General features: G+C 70.5%; 13 protein-coding genes and 1 pseudogene. 11 read left to right on the top strand and 3 right to left on the bottom strand.

What is annotated here, in order from left to right:
* Positions 1–656: 656 nt before the first annotated feature.
* Positions 657–1,349: pseudogene (locus ACZ5WE_RS12780) on the bottom strand (response regulator transcription factor); the annotation flags it as partial.
* Between the two features lie 72 nt (positions 1,350–1,421).
* Between ACZ5WE_RS12780 and ACZ5WE_RS12785 the strand changes: the two are divergent.
* From ACZ5WE_RS12785 to ACZ5WE_RS12805, 5 genes are all read left to right on the top strand, one after another.
* Positions 1,422–1,919, top strand: a complete 498-nt coding sequence (locus ACZ5WE_RS12785) for a hypothetical protein (RefSeq protein ID WP_467685856.1) — start codon at positions 1,422–1,424, stop codon at positions 1,917–1,919.
* 219 nt (positions 1,920–2,138) lie between these two features.
* Positions 2,139–3,506, top strand: a complete 1,368-nt coding sequence (locus ACZ5WE_RS12790; RefSeq protein ID WP_467685858.1) for an aminotransferase class III-fold pyridoxal phosphate-dependent enzyme — start codon at positions 2,139–2,141, stop codon at positions 3,504–3,506.
* A 248-nt stretch (positions 3,507–3,754) separates the two neighbouring features.
* The gene (locus ACZ5WE_RS12795) at positions 3,755–4,468 is read left to right on the top strand and encodes a GntR family transcriptional regulator (RefSeq protein ID WP_467685860.1); all 714 of its coding nucleotides are present in this window, start codon (positions 3,755–3,757) and stop codon (positions 4,466–4,468) included.
* The gene (locus ACZ5WE_RS12800) at positions 4,465–6,972 is read left to right on the top strand and encodes a dolichyl-phosphate beta-glucosyltransferase (RefSeq protein WP_467685862.1); all 2,508 of its coding nucleotides are present in this window, start codon (positions 4,465–4,467) and stop codon (positions 6,970–6,972) included. The genes ACZ5WE_RS12795 and ACZ5WE_RS12800 overlap by 4 nt, the downstream gene beginning before the upstream one ends.
* Before the next feature lie 102 nt (positions 6,973–7,074).
* The gene (locus ACZ5WE_RS12805) at positions 7,075–7,725 is read left to right on the top strand and encodes a hypothetical protein (RefSeq protein ID WP_467685864.1); all 651 of its coding nucleotides are present in this window, start codon (positions 7,075–7,077) and stop codon (positions 7,723–7,725) included.
* A 440-nt stretch (positions 7,726–8,165) separates the two neighbouring features.
* Here ACZ5WE_RS12805 and ACZ5WE_RS12810 read toward each other — a convergent pair whose 3' ends face one another.
* A complete protein-coding gene (locus ACZ5WE_RS12810) occupies positions 8,166–8,972 on the bottom strand; it encodes an SLATT domain-containing protein (protein ID WP_467685866.1) in 807 nt (268 codons plus the stop codon).
* Positions 8,973–9,303: 331 nt separating this feature from the next.
* On the opposite strand from ACZ5WE_RS12810, the gene ACZ5WE_RS12815 reads away from it, so the two are divergent.
* The 3 genes from ACZ5WE_RS12815 (at position 9,304) to ACZ5WE_RS12825 (ending at position 11,186) form a co-directional block, all read left to right on the top strand.
* Positions 9,304–9,645, top strand: coding sequence for a YbaB/EbfC family nucleoid-associated protein (locus ACZ5WE_RS12815; RefSeq protein WP_190084082.1), 342 nt, complete (start codon positions 9,304–9,306; stop codon positions 9,643–9,645).
* Positions 9,646–9,742: 97 nt separating this feature from the next.
* Positions 9,743–10,342, top strand: coding sequence for a recombination mediator RecR (gene recR / locus ACZ5WE_RS12820; protein WP_030781910.1), 600 nt, complete (start codon positions 9,743–9,745; stop codon positions 10,340–10,342).
* 175 nt (positions 10,343–10,517) lie between these two features.
* Positions 10,518–11,186, top strand: a complete 669-nt coding sequence (locus tag ACZ5WE_RS12825; protein ID WP_467686243.1) for a DUF5063 domain-containing protein — start codon at positions 10,518–10,520, stop codon at positions 11,184–11,186.
* Positions 11,187–11,475: 289 nt separating this feature from the next.
* Here ACZ5WE_RS12825 and ACZ5WE_RS12830 read toward each other — a convergent pair whose 3' ends face one another.
* Complete coding sequence (locus ACZ5WE_RS12830) at positions 11,476–11,592, bottom strand: cold shock domain-containing protein (protein ID WP_467685868.1); 117 nt, start codon at positions 11,590–11,592, stop codon at positions 11,476–11,478.
* A gap of 785 nt (positions 11,593–12,377) precedes the next feature.
* Here ACZ5WE_RS12830 and ACZ5WE_RS12835 point away from each other — a divergent pair.
* From ACZ5WE_RS12835 to ACZ5WE_RS12845, 3 genes are all read left to right on the top strand, one after another.
* A complete protein-coding gene (locus ACZ5WE_RS12835) occupies positions 12,378–13,649 on the top strand; it encodes an aspartate kinase (protein ID WP_399397004.1) in 1,272 nt (423 codons plus the stop codon).
* The gene (locus ACZ5WE_RS12840) at positions 13,646–14,710 is read left to right on the top strand and encodes an aspartate-semialdehyde dehydrogenase (RefSeq protein ID WP_467685870.1); all 1,065 of its coding nucleotides are present in this window, start codon (positions 13,646–13,648) and stop codon (positions 14,708–14,710) included. The genes ACZ5WE_RS12835 and ACZ5WE_RS12840 overlap by 4 nt, the downstream gene beginning before the upstream one ends.
* A 442-nt stretch (positions 14,711–15,152) precedes the next feature.
* The gene (locus ACZ5WE_RS12845; protein WP_467685872.1) at positions 15,153–15,812 is read left to right on the top strand and encodes a SigE family RNA polymerase sigma factor; all 660 of its coding nucleotides are present in this window, start codon (positions 15,153–15,155) and stop codon (positions 15,810–15,812) included.
* The last annotated feature ends 84 nt before the right edge of the window (positions 15,813–15,896 follow it).

Here is a 15,896-nt window from a genome sequence, read left to right on the forward strand (position 1 = left end):
GACCACTCGCTGCGGCTGCTGGCCCCTGGGCCTTGGCCGGACCCCTCGCCGCGATCGGGCGCCGTGCCGCGGCGGGGCGCCTGGGTGGTGGCGGGGCCCTCGCCGTGGCTGGGTGCTTGGCTGGTGGCGGGGCCTTCGTCGGTGGGTGTCTGGTTGGTGGCGGGGCCTTCGTCGGTGGGTGTCTGCCTGGTGGCGGGGCCCTCGCCGTCGGGTGTCTGGCTGGTGGCGGGTTCTTCGCCGTGGGGTGCCTGGTTGTCGCTGGGCCGCTCGTGGTGGGGTGCTGGGTTGTCGCTGGGCCTCTCGCGGCCGGACCTCTTGCCGAGGCCGGGTCCTTCGCTGCTGGGCGTCTGGCTGTTGCCGGGGCTCTCATCGCCGGGTGCCTGGCTGGTGGCGGGGCCCTCGCCTCGGCGGGGCGTCTCGCTGTCGTCGGGGTGCTCTCCGTCGTGGAGTGGGCCACCTACGCCGTGGGGAGCCCCGCCCCCGTCGCCGTCGTGGAGCGACCCGCTGTTCCGGGGGCGGTGCCGCGCCGGTATGTCCGTCCTCGCTATCTCGGCCCCAGCGTCGCGTACTTCGGCCGGGGAGTCCTGCTTGCCGTGCTCCGGGCGGACATACCGGCACGTCCCCTCGCGTGCGTCGCGCGGCTGCGGGGGAGTGGGGGCCGGCGCGTCGTCGGGGGGTGTGAGCTTTACTCCCACCGTGCGGACCGTGTGGAGGTAGCGAGGGGCCTGGGCCGTCTCGCCGAGTTTTCTGCGGAGCCAGGAGAGGTGGACATCGACCGTCTTGTCGGCGCCGCCGAGGGGCTGTTGCCATACCTCGGCGAGGAGTTCGCGGCGGGAGACGACCTGGCCGGGGCGGTGGGCGAGGTAGGCGAGGAGGTCGAACTCGCGGGGGGTGAGGTCCAGGGCGCGGTCGTCCAGGGTGACGTCTCGGGAGGCAGGGTCGATGGCCAGGCCCCCGACACGCAGCGGCTCCTCCGTCATCTCGACAGCGCCGAGGCGACGCAGGACGGCCTTGATGCGGGCGTCCAGCTGGGCGGCGCCGAACGGCTTGACGATGTAGTCGTCGGCCCCGTCCTCCAGGATCGTCACCATCTCCGGTTCGTCGTCGCGCGCGGTCGCGACGATGACGGGTACGTCGCTGACGGCGCGGAGCATACGGAGGATCTGGGCGCCGTCGACGTCCGGCAGCCCCAGGTCGAGCACGACGAGGTCGGGGCGGTGGGTGACCGCCGCGTCCAGTCCTGCCATGCCGCTGGGCGCGGTGGCGACGGCGTGCCCCTTGTCGCGGAGAGCCCGGACCAGGGCACCGCGCAGCTGGGGGTCGTCCTCCACGACGAGAAGATGGGCCATACATCCACCGTAGTCAGGTGCTTTGGTCGGCCCTTAACCGGGCGTTAGGAAACTGTGCGGCACAGTGGCCGGATGAGGAAGTGGCGGAGCGCGGTCGTGACCGCGGCATGGGTGGGGGTGGGAACGGCTGCCGGGGCGCTGGGCGCCTGGCAGTTGGCCACGTCGGACAGCGGGGGCGGCGCGGCGCACAGCCGTCCCCTGGACGAGGGCGCGGTGGAGAGGGCCTTGGCGGCGACGTCGGCCTCGCCGCAGACCTCCAGGCCCGCGTCACCGTCCCCGTCTCCGTCCGCGACGCCCTCGAAGACACCCCCCGAACGTTCCACTCTCCGGTTCACGGGCGGGACGGCGACGGTCGAATGCAGGGACGACGGGACGGTCTACCTCGTCTCGTGGAGCCCGGCGGACGGCTTCCACATCGACGACGACGTGGAACGGGGCCCGGCGGCGGTGGCCCGCCTTGAGGCGGAACCGAGCGATGACGACGACGGGCGGGACGATCTGCCGTACGAGATCAGGTGCGGGGAGGACGGGAAGCCGCGGGCGGGGGTCGTGGCGGATACGGACGACTGAGGGGGCGCCGGCCCGTCCGGCGTCTGGCTGTTCAGCCCGTCCGGCGTCTGACTGTTCAGCCCGTCCGGCGTCTGAGGACGAACTCGGCGGAGCCGGTGACGACGGCGACCAAGGCCCCCGGCCAGACGCCGCACCCCGACACACTGTCCAGTACCCCCCACCCCCGCGAAACAGGACGCCCATGTCGAGTCCACACCCTGGACACTTACCCTCGCCCACATGACCCCTCAGCCGAACCCGAACCCCCAGGTCGGCGCCGCCGTGAAGGCGGCGGACCGCGCGCACGTGTTCCACTCCTGGTCCGCACAGGAGCTGATCGACCCCCTCGCCGTAGCCGGCGCCGAGGGCTCGTACTTCTGGGACTACGACGGAAACCGCTACCTCGACTTCACCAGCGGCCTCGTCTACACGAACATCGGATACCAGCACCCGAAGGTCGTCGCCGCGATTCAGGAGCAGGCGGCGACGATGACGACCTTCGCGCCCGCCTTCGCCGTGGAAGCACGCTCCGAGGCCGCACGCCTCATCGCCGAGCGGACCCCCGGTGACCTGGACAAGATCTTCTTCACCAACGGCGGCGCGGAAGCCGTGGAGAACGCGACCCGCATGGCACGCCTCCACACCGGCCGCCCCAAGGCCCTCTCCGCCTACCGCTCGTACCACGGCGGCACCGCCACGGCGATCAACCTCACCGGCGACCCCCGCCGCTGGGCCTCCGACACGGGCTCGGCAGGCGTCGTCCACTTCTGGGCACCGTTCCTCTACCGCAGCCCCTTCTACGCCGAGAACGAGCAGCAGGAGTGCGAGCGCGCCCTCCAGCACCTCGAGGCCACCATCGCCTTCGAGGGCCCGCAGACCATCGCCGCCATCATCCTGGAGTCCGTCCCGGGCACGGCCGGCATCATGATCCCGCCGCCGGGCTACCTCAAGGGCGTACGCGAGATCTGCGACCGGCACGGCATCGTCTTCATCCTCGACGAGGTGATGGCGGGCTTCGGCAGGACCGGCAAGTGGTTCGCCGCCGATCACTTCGACGGCGGCATCGTGCCCGATCTCCTCACCTTCGCGAAGGGCGTGAACTCCGGTTACGTACCGCTCGGCGGTGTCGCGATCTCCTCCGCGATCGCCGAGACGTTCGCCCGCAGGCCCTACCCGGGCGGTCTCACGTACTCGGGGCACCCGCTGGCCTGCGCCGCGGCTGTCGCGACGATCAACGTCATGGAGGACGAGGGAGTGATCGAGAACGCGGCCCGCGTCGGCTCGGAGGTCATCGCCCCCGCCCTCGCGGACCTCGCGGAGCGGCACCCGAGCGTCGGCGAGGTCCGCGGCCTCGGCATGTTCTGGGCCCTGGAGCTGGTCAAGGACAAGGAGACCCGCGAGCCGCTCGTGCCGTACAACGCCACGGGTGAGGCGAACGCCCCGATGGCCGCGTTCGGCGCCGCCGCGAAGAAGCAGGGCCTGTGGCCGTTCATCAACATGAACCGCACCCACGTGGTCCCCCCGTGCAACATCACGGACACGGAAGCCAAGGAGGGCCTCGCGGCGCTGGACGCCGCGCTGAGCGTGGCGGACGAGCACGTGGCCTGACCCGGGGGTCCAACACTCACCCTGCGGCAACGGTCAGCCACCTCGCCGATCACCCCCCGCCCGCCCACCCATGACCCCCCGGGGCAATCGGATGGGCGGGCGGGAAAGAGCCTCCGCGCAGCGGCGGCACAGGCGCAGACGGCGCCGCACCCGAAAGCGTCCCCCGGCCCCCGGGAACCCCGACCGCGTAGTCTGACGTGCTCGTAAGCGAACGACGACCGCCAAGACGACTCCGCGAGGGAACCCAGATGCCCGGCACCGACGGCTCCGCCGTCATCCGCAGCACTCTGCGCCAGCAGATCGCCGACGCGCTGCGCGACGAGATCCTCGGCGGCCGTCTGGAGCCGGGCCAGGAGTTCACGGTCAAGGAGATCGCCGAGCAGTACGGCGTCTCCGCGACCCCGGTCCGCGAGGCGCTGGTGAACCTCGCCGCGCAGGGCCTCCTCGACGCCGACCAGCACCGCGGCTACCGCGTCCGCGAGCACTCCCTCGCCGACTACCGCGGCATGCTGGAGGCCCGCGGCCTCGTCGCCGACGGAATCTTCCGTGACCTCGTGAAGAAGGGCACTCCGCTCGGGCCCAAGGGCCAGCAGGAAGCCTCCGCCGCCCTCGTCTCCGTACGCCGCCGCGGCGAGGAAGCCGCACGCGCCGCCTGCGCGGGCGACCTGAACGTCCTCATCGGCTACGACCTGCGTTTCTGGCGCGAGCTCAGCGCCCTCTTCGGCAACCCCTACCTCTCGGACTTCCTGCACCGCATCCGCGTCCAGTCCTGGGTCTGTGCCGTCACCTACCTCCGCCGCGCCGTCGAACGCGGCGACGGCGACCTGCGCGGCACCCTCTGGGCCCGGCACACCGAGCTCGTCGACGCCCTCGCGCACCGCGATCCCAAGGCCGCGCACGCGATCGTCGAGGAGTACAACGCCCACTCCCTCGCCCTCATCGAGCGGCTGGCCGCTGCATGAGCGTGGATCTGACCGTCGTCGTCCCCGCCTACAACGAGGAGCGGCGCCTGGCCCCCACGCTCGCCGCGATACGGGCGTATCTGGAGGACGGAGCGCAGGGCGGCACGCAGGACGGGGCCGAAGGACGCGACCGCGGCACCCGGTGGGAGCTGATCGTCGTGGACGACGGCTCCACCGACGGCACCCTGGACATCGCCGCCGACGCCGAGGCCGCCGACCCCCGCGTCCGGCTCATCCACTCCGCCCGCAACCTCGGCAAGGGCCATGCCCTGCGGATGGGTGTCCTCGCCTCACACGGCGACCGCGTCCTGATCACCGACGCCGATCTGGCCACCCCCATCGAGGAGCTGGAGTGCCTCGACAAGGCGCTCACCGACGGCCACGCGGCGGCGATCGGCTCCCGCGCGGGAGCGGACGCCACGATAGAGGCGCACCAGCACCGCCTGCGCGAACTCCTCGGCCGCAGTGGCAACTTCCTGATACGAACGGTCGCCGTCCCCGGAGTCCGCGACACCCAGTGCGGCTTCAAGCTCTTCGACGGCGACCGTGCCCGTGAGGCCTTCGCCGCGTCGCGCCTGCGCGGCTGGGGGATAGACGTCGAGATACTGCAGTACTTCCGCCGCTCGGGCTGGCCGGTCGCCGAGGTGCCGGTGCGCTGGGCGCACCAGGAGGGCTCGAAGGTCCGGCCGTTGGACTACGTGAAGGTCCTGGCCGAACTGACCGCGCTCAAGGCCCGCGCCGTCCGCCCGATGGACCTGCTCGTCGCGGCACTCTTCCTGGCCATGGCGATCACCCTCTACTCGGGCCGCTGGGTGGCACCGGGCGAGCGCTATCTCCCGGACTCCCTCCAGGACCAGAACCAGTGGGAGTGGTTCTTCGCGGTGACGGCGGACAACCTCCGCCACCTCCAGAACCCCCTCTTCACGACCCTCCAGAACCAACCCGACGGCGTGAACCTCATGGCCAACACGGTCATGCTCGGCCTCTCCGTCCCCTTCGCCCCCGTGACCTGGCTCTTCGGTCCCGCGGTCGCCCTGAACGCGGCGATGACGCTGGGCCTGGCAGCGACGGCGGTCGCCTGGTACTGGCTGATCCGCAGGCGTCTCGTACGGCACCGGGGCGCGGCAGCCGTCGGCGCGGCACTGGCCGCCTTCGCGCCACCGATGATCAGCCACGCGCACGCACACCCGAACTTCATGGTCCTGTTCATGATCCCGCTGATCATCGACAGGGCGCTGCGGCTCTGCGAGGGCGATGGCACCAGGGTCGTACGCGACGGAGTCGTGCTCGGGCTCTTCACGACGTACCAGATCTTCCTCGGCGAGGAGCCGCTGCTGCTCGCGGCGGTGGGCATGCTGCTGTTCGCGGTGGCGTACGGGGTGGTGCGAAGGGACGTGGCGCGGGCGGCGATCCGCCCCCTGGCGCGCGGCCTCGGGGTGGCCGTCGCGGTGACCGTTCCGCTGGTCGCCTTCCCGCTCTACTGGCAGTTCTTCGGGCCGCAGAGCTACACGAGCGTGCTGCACGGCGACAACGCGGGCAACAGTCCGCTCGCGCTCATCTCCTTCGCCGAGCGCTCGCTCGCGGGCAACGAGGAGACGGCGAGCGCCCTCTCCCAGAACCCCACCGAGCAGAACGCGTTCTACGGCTGGCCCCTGGTCGCGCTGGCCTTCGCGATCGTCGTACGCCTCTGGGAGCGGGCGGTGGTGAAGGCGCTGGCCTTCACGGTCCTCGCGGCGGCCTTCCTCTCGCTGGGCCCGAAGTTCCGCATCCCCTTGACGGACATCGTGCTGCCCGGCCCGTGGGCGCCCCTTTCGCATGCCCCCCTCTTCGAGTCGGTCATCGAATCGCGGGTGGCGATGGTGTGCGCCCCGGCGCTCGGCATGCTGGTGGCGCTCGCGCTGGCCGGACTCGTCGCCTCAGAGCGCCGTTCTGCGCACCCTTCTCCGCACCCTCCCCCGCCCCCGACTGCGCACCGGATGACGGCCGCGCGGTACGCGGGCGTGGCCGCGGTCGTCCTCGCGCTCCTGCCGATCGTGCCGGCGCCGCTGCGGGCGGTGGAGCGGGCCGAGGCCCCGGCGTTCATCGCCGACGGGACCTGGCGGCAGTACCTGGGCGATGGCGAGTCCCTCGTACCGGTACCGCTGCCGGACCCGGCGGGCGCCGACGCTCTGCACTGGCAGACCACGGCCGACCTGGGTTTCTCCCTCCCCGGCGGCTACTTCAACGGCCCGTGGGGCCCGGATCGCGTGGGCATCTACGGAGCGCCGCCCCGCAACATGTCGAACCTCCTGCGGGATGTCCGCTCGTCGGGCCGTGCTCCGCAGATCACGGACGCCTGGCGCAGGGCGGCGCGTGCGGACCTGGCGCACTGGAACGCGGGCGTCCTGGTCCTCGCGCCGCAGGAGCACGACGCCGAACTGCGGGTGACGGTGGAGGAACTCCTTGACCGCCCCGGAAAGTGGGTAGACGGGGTGTGGATCTGGGATCTGCACAAGGGGAGCTAGGGGGCGTCCGCCCGCACTACGCTGCCTGAACGCGAGGCACATCCGACGTCCGATATGCCGTCCCGTACGAGCCTGCTTATGAGCCTGACCTGAGGAGCACCCTTGGCCTGTGACCTGTGGCTGGTCCCGCTCGTCGACGTGCTGTGCCACAGCCCCGACAATCCCTTCGCGGAGGAGATCGCGGCGTACGACAAGGCGCTGCACGAGGCAGGGCTGCCCCCCGTCCCCGTCTTCGCCTACATGCCGGGCCTCTCCGGGGACGTGGCCCCGGTCGCGGGCTTCGACTACGACGCGCTGCATTTCCTGCGCCGGGCGTATCTGCTCCAGGTCTGCGGCCTCGAGGTGACGCCGGTGGACGAACTGGGCGGGGACTACGAGCAGTTGCTGGAGATGTTCGACTCGACGGCGCAGCAGTCGCATCTGGTCTGGCACTACGACCATGCGGGGGCGTACGTCCCTGTCGACTTCCCCGCGCCGCTCTCGAACGAGGAACTTCTGTCGGGCGGTGGCCCGTTGGGCTCCTCCCAGGCGCTCCTGCGAGAACTGGAGTTCGTGGCCCCGTCGATCGGCATCGACGCCTCCAACCCACCTCGCCCGCCGACCCCGCCCGAGGCCCCGACGTCCCTGGAGGAACCGGCGGCCCCGGCTCCGCCGGATGACAGCCCCTTCGCGAGGGAACGCCACGTATGGCTGGGCCTGCACGCGGCGACGACGCGAAGCCTGGCGCAGGGCTCGATGATCATCTACAGCTAGCTTCTGGCCCCTGGGCCCTGGACCGCGGGGCCTGGCCCCTGGGCCTTGGACTGCGGGGCTGCCGGAATCTGGCCCCTGGGTCCTGAGCGCTGAGCGCTGAGCGCTGGGCCCGGGGCCGCGGGCCTGCCGGAAGCGCCCTCTTGCCCTCCGGCAGGCCCGCCCCTCTCCCACCCGCCCGCCCGGCGCCCGGCAGCAGCCCTCCCCGCGCCGAGCCCGCTGGCAGTCGAGCTGTCCCGCCGGGTCGGCCCGGTCTTCTCCCACCCGCCCGCCCGGCGCCCGGGGGGATCTTTCAGCCTCTCCGGCGGTTGAGGAGCGGGGTCTGGGGCGGAGCCCCAGTTTCGGGAAGGGGCGGGATTGGGGAGAGCCCCGCAGGGTCCCCCCCCACCCCGCAGCCGAACCCACACCTGCACCCACACCCGCACCCGCACGCGCCCCGCCCCTCAGCGAGGTTCAGGCGGCCGCTGCCGCGGCATGTTCGGCCGCGCCCCCGGCGGCAACGCGGCCCGTACGGGGGCAGCCCCCGCCTCCCCCCGGGAGGCCGGGACCATGGCCTGCATAGCCAACGGCGCGGGGCCCGACCGAAACTCCACCATCCAGTCCGCGGTCTCGGCCCGCACCAGCTCCGTCACATCCTCCGAGAACCGCCGAAGCACCCCGAGACACCGCTCGGCGGCCTCGCTGGCGGTCCCCTCGGTGGGCCCGAGGACCTCCCGCACACTCTCCGACGCCCAGTCGAACTGCAGCACCTGAAGCCGCCGCTGCACCGCCTGCGCGGTGGCCACGTCCCGCATCCACCCGGACGTCAGGCCGAAGAACCGGTCGCACGCCACGCACGCCGCCCCCGCGAGCAGCGAGACGAACCCCCAGGTGGCGACGCCCCCCACCGCCCCCGCCAGATCGAGCAGCGGAAACACCCCCGCGCCCACGGCCCCCACCGCCGCCCCCACCCGCGCGAGCCGCGCCAAGCGCCGCTTCCACGCCCGGTCGGACAGGTACCACTCCGCGGTGTTGAGCGCGCCCCGCTCCACCCACCGGTACAACTCGTCGAGCCGCTGCGCCGGCTCGCCCCAGTCCCCGAGGGGAAAGGCCCGCCCCGTCAGATCCCCGAGCCGAGAACCGCCCCCACCATCAGGCCCACCATCAGGCCCACCACCAGGCCCACCACCGGGAACGCCCTGCTGCGCACCCGCCTCGGCACCCTGCTCCTCATGGGGCACCCCCTCGGGCTGCATCTCCGGCTGGCTCACCCGGCACTCCTACCTCTACGAGATCCCTGACTGTCACCTGCGGTGTTTCCGTACGGTGCGCGCACTGTGACAGCTGGTACTGATTGGCGCTCTTGGTGCTGACGCGACTGATGTCATCTGCTCATGCGCATGCGCAGCCCCAGTCCTACCGCCCAATGGGTGGCCCTGAGCCCCTTTTCGCGGTATTTCCGCCCGGAAGTGGTGCTTGATCAGGTATAGGAGGACGGCCGATCTCACTCGAAAGAGTGCCGGGGCGAGGGCACCCCCGACCACGTAGGCTCATTCCAGGTGGAAAACCCACCGCGAATACCGTTCGAGACAGGAGCTGATCGTGATCCCCGGTGGTGGCCAGCCCGACATGCAGCAGCTGCTCCAGCAGGCCCAGAAGATGCAGCAGGACCTCGCGACCGCGCAGGAGGAGCTCGCGCGCACCGAGGTCGAAGGCCAGGCGGGCGGCGGCCTCGTCAAGGCGACGGTCACCGGCTCCGGCGAGCTGCGCGGCCTGGTGATCGACCCCAAGGCGGTCGACCCGGAGGACACCGAGACCCTCGCGGACCTGGTGGTCGCGGCGGTCCAGGCGGCGAACGAGAACGCGCAGGCGCTCCAGCAGCAGAAGCTGGGCCCGCTCGCGCAGGGCCTGGGCGGCGGAGGCATCCCGGGCCTTCCCTTCTAAGAGGGCCGCAGGCCAACTACCGTACGTACCAGAGCGTGATACTCGGCCAGAGCGAGACCGAGACCGAGAGTGAGAACAGGAAAAGGAAAGGCACCCCGTGTACGAAGGCGTGGTTCAGGACCTCATCGACGAGTTGGGCAGGCTGCCCGGCGTCGGTCCCAAGAGCGCGCAGCGGATCGCCTTCCACATCCTGCAGGCGGAGCCCACGGACGTACGCCGCCTCGCGCATGCACTCCTTGAGGTGAAGGACAAGGTCCGCTTCTGCGCGACCTGTGGGAACGTCGCGCAGGAAGAGCTCTGCAACATCTGCCGTGACCCGCGCCGCGACCTCAGCGTCATCTGCGTGGTCGAGGAGCCCAAGGATGTCGTGGCGATCGAGCGTACGCGCGAGTTCCGGGGGAAGTACCACGTACTGGGCGGAGCGATCAGCCCGATCGAAGGGGTCGGCCCGGACGACCTGCGCATACGAGAACTCCTCGCGCGCCTGGCGGACGGCACGGTCACCGAGCTGATCCTGGCCACGGACCCGAACCTGGAGGGCGAGGCGACGGCGACGTACCTCGCGCGCATGATCAAGCCCATGGGCCTGAAGGTCACCCGCCTGGCCAGCGGGCTCCCTGTCGGGGGAGATCTGGAATACGCGGACGAGGTCACCCTGGGCCGCGCCTTCGAGGGGAGACGACTCCTAGATGTCTAAGAAGCAGCAAGAGAAGTCCACGCAGCCGGGAGCGAAGGCCGCCGCCGACTCGACGAAGCCGCAAGCGACGCTCGCCCCCGAGCCGACGATGCCGCAAGCGACGCTCGCCCCCGAGCCGATCGCCGCGCCGGAGCCGCTCGTCGCCTCCGATCCGGTTCTCGTCCCCGAGCCGATCATCGCGCCTGAGGCGACGGTCCTCCTGCACGCTGCCGCCCAGGACCCGGACTCCTTCGCGGTGCAGATCTCGGACCAGATCGAGAGCTTCATCGTCGCGGTGACGGAGGTCGCGAAGGGCGACGAGCCCGACTCGGCCGTCCCCTTCCTCCTCCTGGAGGTCTCCCAACTGCTCCTGGCCGGCGGCCGCCTGGGCGCGCACGAGGACATCCTCCCCGAGGAGCGCTACGAGCCGGACCTCGGCCCGGAGCGCGACGTCGACGACCTGCGTGAGCGCTTGGCCGCCATGCTGGAGCCGATCGACGTCTACTCCGAGGTCTTCGACCCGTACGAGCCCCGCAAGGCCCCGGTGGCGGCCCGCATTTCGGACGACCTCGCAGACGTGGTCGCGGACCTCTCCCACGGCCTGGCCCACTACCGCGCGGGACGCACGACCGAGGCCCTGTGGTGGTGGCAGTTCTCGTACTTCTCCAACTGGGGCTCCACGGCCTCGGCCACCCTCCGAGCCCTCCAGTCCCTGGTGGCCCACGTCCGCCTGAACCAGCCCCTGGAAGACCTCAACGGCCTGGACACGGACGAGGACCTGGCCGAGGACGCGCTCGCGGAAGCGGCGGGCAAGGTGATGGCGGAGGAGATCGCCGGCCCTCTGGGCCTGCGCTCGGTGCAGTAGCCCCGGCAGGTCAAGTCGGGTCAGGGCAGGTCAGGTCAGACGCGGGCAGCGGCACTGAAGTCGCCGTCCACCCCGCCCACCTGTGCGGCGCGGCGCGGCGCGGCGCAACGCTGCGTACACAGCTGTGCAAGAAGGCGGTGGACGGTGGCGGACGACGCTGCTGGAGACACGCGATCGGGAGCGATGGGCCTTCACCGAAGGCCCATCGGCAAGCGAACTGACTTCTGAACCGCACCTGGCGGTCCCCGCCTCCGCCTGGTCCGCCTTCCTCCCCGCGGAGTGGTAGCCGCTAGACCGCGGTGACGTTGACCGCGCTCGGTCCCTTCTGGCCGTCCTGGATCTCGAACTCCACGGCCTGGCCCTCCGCCAACGTCTGCGCGACGCAACGGACCGATGATCTAGGCAACTTGGCCGGTTCGTAGGGGGCGTCCCGTAAAGGATTTCCGCAGTTCGGCCCGGAGCTCAAGTCCCGAGCGCCGGGCCTCGGGCCCCGAGCTGCCCCCTGGCCAAAACGGGCTACGGGAAGCGCCTCGCGGGTGACGAAGACCCGCACAGCGACGCCGATTTCGCACATCTGGGCCCCACGGCGGCGAGGTCCTTGTAGCCCATCGCGGCGCCGTCGGGGAGGTGGTCGATGAAGGTCGCGAGTTCGGCCTCGCGGGCCGCGGCCGGCCACCTCCGCTGTATCCCGAACAGGGGCTTCAGGTGCCCGCCTACCGAGCAGGGCGTGCCAGAGCGGATGAGGCCCTCGCCCCTCGCCCCCTCGCCCCCTCGACCACTTCGCGGACCAGGATGGCGAGTGGGGTGACGCTGCCGTGACGGTGTTCAGCGACCCGCACGACGGCGACTACCGGCAGCACCCCAGGTACGGCTCAAGGACTACGCCGACTGAGGCCGACGGCCACCGAAGGGCGCCGGCCGGCCCAGGTGCTGCTCAAGGCCCAGGGGCCAGATCCTGCGCCGGATTCTGTGACCCGCCCCACTTTCCGGAGTGTCCGACTCCCCGCTGGGCATGTGCCAAGCCGAGCGGTCGAAACGTACCTCCCGAGCAGCGGGGGCGTATGCCGACGGGTGATCACGTAGTGGGCGGGACATCTCACCATGTGATATTCGTGAGGCGAATTTCGGCCGCTCGTTAGACTGAGCCGACCGCAGCAGTGCGGTAAGAGACGGACTGAGCGAGGAGCGCACGTGAGCCTTGTCGTGCAGAAGTACGGAGGCTCCTCCGTAGCCGATGCCGAGGGCATCAAGCGGGTCGCCAAGCGGGTTGTCGACGCCAAGAAGAACGGCCATCAGGTCGTTGTCGTGGTGTCCGCCATGGGTGACACGACGGATGAGTTGATCGATCTTGCCGGGCAGGTATCCCCGATTCCTGCCGGGCGCGAATTCGACATGCTGCTGACCGCCGGGGAGCGGATCTCCATGGCGCTGCTTGCCATGGCGATCAAAAACCTGGGTCACGCGGCCCAGTCGTTCACGGGCAGCCAGGCCGGTGTCATCACCGACTCCGTCCACAACAAAGCGCGGATCATCGATGTCACCCCCGGGCGGATCAGGACATCGGTCGACGAGGGCAACATCGCCATCGTCGCCGGGTTCCAGGGCGTCAGCCAGGAGGGCAAGAACATCACCACGCTCGGTCGTGGTGGGTCCGACACGACCGCTGTGGCCCTCGCGGCCGCGCTCGACGCCGAGGTCTGCGAGATCTACACGGATGTCGATGGTGTCTTCACCGCCGACCCCCGTGTGGTGAAGAAGGCCCAGAAGATCGACTGGATCTCGTTCGAGGACATGCTGGAGCTCGCGAGCTCCGGGTCCAAGGTGCTGCTCCACCGCTGTGTGGAGTACGCCCGCCGATACAACATCCCGATTCACGTGCGTTCGTCCTTCAGTGGGCTGCAGGGCACGTGGGTCAGCAACGAACCGCAAGGGGACCGCAAGGTGGAGCAGGCCATCATCTCCGGTGTCGCGCACGACACCTCGGAGGCCAAGATCACGGTCGTCGGTGTGCCGGACAAGCCGGGCGAGGCCGCCTCGATCTTCCGCGCCATCGCGGACTCCGGGGTCAACATCGACATGATCGTCCAGAACGTGTCGGCCGCGTCGACCGGCCTGACGGACATTTCCTTCACGCTGCCCAAGGCCGAGGGCCGCAAGGCGATCGACGCCCTGGAGAAGACGCGGTCGGCCATCGGCTTCGACTCCCTTCGCTACGACGACCAGATCGCCAAGATCTCGCTGGTCGGCGCGGGTATGAAGACGAACCCCGGCGTCACCGCCGCCTTCTTCGAGGCGCTCAGCGACGCGGGCGTGAACATCGAGCTGATCTCGACCTCCGAGATCCGCATCTCGGTCGTGACCCGCGCCGACGACGCGAACGAGTCCGTGCGCGCCGTGCACACCGCCTTCGGCCTCGACTCCGACACGGACGAGGCCGTGGTCTATGGAGGCACCGGGCGATGACCGGAAAGCCGACGCTCGCGGTCGTCGGAGCGACCGGGGCCGTCGGCGCGGTCATGCTCCAGATCCTGTCGCAGCACGCCGACATCTGGGGCGAGATCCGACTCGTGGCCTCACCGCGCTCGGCCGGCAGGAAGCTGGCCGTGCGCGGTGAGGAGGTCGAGGTCATCGCGCTGAGCGAGGACGCTTTCGACGGCGTCGACGTGGCGATGTTCGACGTGCCCGACGAGGTCAGCGCGCAGTGGGCGCCCATCGCCGCGTCCAAGGGCGTCGTGGTGGTCGACAACTCCGCCGCTTTCCGGATGGACCCGGACGTACCGCTGGTCGTCCCGGAGGTCAATCCGCATGCCGCGCGCGTACGCCCGCGCGGCATCGTCGCCAACCCGAACTGCACGACCCTGTCGATGATCGTGGCCATCGGCGCGCTGCACGCCGAGTTCGGTCTGCGCGAGCTGATCGTCTCCTCGTACCAGGCCGTGAGCGGCGCCGGGCGGGACGGCGTGGAGACCTTGCGCCGCCAGCTGAAGCTGGTGGCCGGTTCGGAGCTGGGCACGAGCCCCGGTGACGTACGACGTGCTGTCGGTGATGACACCGGGCCCTTCCCGGAGCCCGTGGCGCTGAACGTGGTGCCGTGGGCCGGGACACTGCGGGACGACGGCTGGTCGTCCGAGGAGATGAAGGTGCGGGACGAGTCCCGCAAGATCCTCGGCCTGCCCGATCTGAAGGTCGCGGCGACCTGTGTACGCGTGCCGGTGGTGACCACCCACTCGCTGACCGTGCACGCCCGCTTCGAGGACGAGGTCACGGTGGACCGCGCGCGCGAGATCCTGGCCACCGCGCCGGGCGTCGTGCTCTTCGACAATCCGGCTGCCGGAGAGTTCCCGACCCCCGCCGACGTGGTGGGCACCGACCCCACGTGGGTCGGCCGGGTACGGCGTGCCCTCGACGATCCGACGGCCCTGGAGCTTTTCGTGTGCGGGGACAACCTGCGCAAGGGGGCCGCGCTGAACACGGCCCAGATCGCGGAGCTCGTGGCCGGGGAGCTCACCGGGCGTCATCAGTAGGTACAAAACCGGGCGTCATCAGTAGGTACAAAAGGGCGCAGAAAGGTGCAGGCGGGCGGGCAGAACAAGCTCCGAACGCCCTCGGAACGCCCTCCGAACACCCTCGGAACGCCCTCCGAACGCTCCCCGAGGCGGAAGTCTTTGAGGGGTCTGTGTAAGTTCTGTGTCCAACTTGGTGGCCAGAATCGCTTGATCTGGACCATTGCCGCGTTCGAAGATTCGCAATATTCGTCCCCGTCCACTGCAACCGGCAGCAGGGCGGGGCGCGTCTTTGCGATCGCCCTCCAGGGGGTGTGACCAGAGCGCTGCGGAAATTGGGCATAGGGGAAGAGCTGGTACGCATGGGGGCATTTGATGCATCGTCACCGACGTCGACGATGCCCGCCGCAAACGCGCCGCGCGATGCGTACAACCCTCCAGGGGGTAAGCGTGTCCAACAGGCGTGGCAGAGGTACTCGATTTCACAGCGGTTCAGGCGAGGGGCGCGGCCCTTCGCCCGCCTCGCCGTCCCCGTGCGCCCGCCGGCATGCCGGTGATCGCCCCCATGCCCACCACGAGATCGGCCCGCATTCCGACGCAGCGCGAGGGCGCTGAAGAGGCGATGAGCACGGGCACCACAGTCGACCACCTGACCGAGACCTACCGCGCCCACTACAGGTCGCTCCTCGGCCTGGCGGCGCTGCTTCTCGATGACACGGCATCCTGCGAGGACGTCGTGCAGGAGGCGTTCATCCGGGTGCACTCGGCGCGCAAACGCGTGCGGGACCCGGAGAAGACGCTCGCCTATCTGCGGCAGACCGTCGTGAACCTCTCGCGGTCCGCGCTGCGGCGCCGGATCCTCGGGCTGAAGCTCCTCTCGAAGCCGATGCCGGACATGGCGAGCGCCGAGGAGGGTGCGTACGACCTCCTTGAGCGGGACGAGTTGATCAAGGCGATGCGCGGCCTCCAGCGCCGCCAGCGCGAAGTCCTGGTCCTGCGGTATTTCGCGGACATGACCGAGGCGCAGGTCGCCGAGACCCTGGGCATATCGCTCGGGTCGGTGAAGGCGTACGGCTCGCGAGGGATCGCGGCTCTGCGGGTCGCCATGGAGGCACCGGCATGAGCAAGCACGAGTACGGGCGCGAGCATGACGAGAGCGCCGAGTTTGAGCAGCATGCTGGGGACGAAACTGTGAATCACGGCCAGG

The sequence above is a fragment of the Streptomyces sp. NPDC033180 genome (assembly GCF_055577645.1).

Coding starts and splice junctions, on each gene's coding strand:
- ACZ5WE_RS12785 (WP_467685856.1), top strand. CDS start 1,422: ATGAGGAAGTGGCGGAGCGCGGTCGTGACCGCGGCATGGGTGGGGGTG.
- ACZ5WE_RS12790 (WP_467685858.1), top strand. CDS start 2,139: ATGACCCCTCAGCCGAACCCGAACCCCCAGGTCGGCGCCGCCGTGAAG.
- ACZ5WE_RS12795 (WP_467685860.1), top strand. CDS start 3,755: ATGCCCGGCACCGACGGCTCCGCCGTCATCCGCAGCACTCTGCGCCAG.
- ACZ5WE_RS12800 (WP_467685862.1), top strand. CDS start 4,465: ATGAGCGTGGATCTGACCGTCGTCGTCCCCGCCTACAACGAGGAGCGG.
- ACZ5WE_RS12840 (WP_467685870.1), top strand. CDS start 13,646: ATGACCGGAAAGCCGACGCTCGCGGTCGTCGGAGCGACCGGGGCCGTC.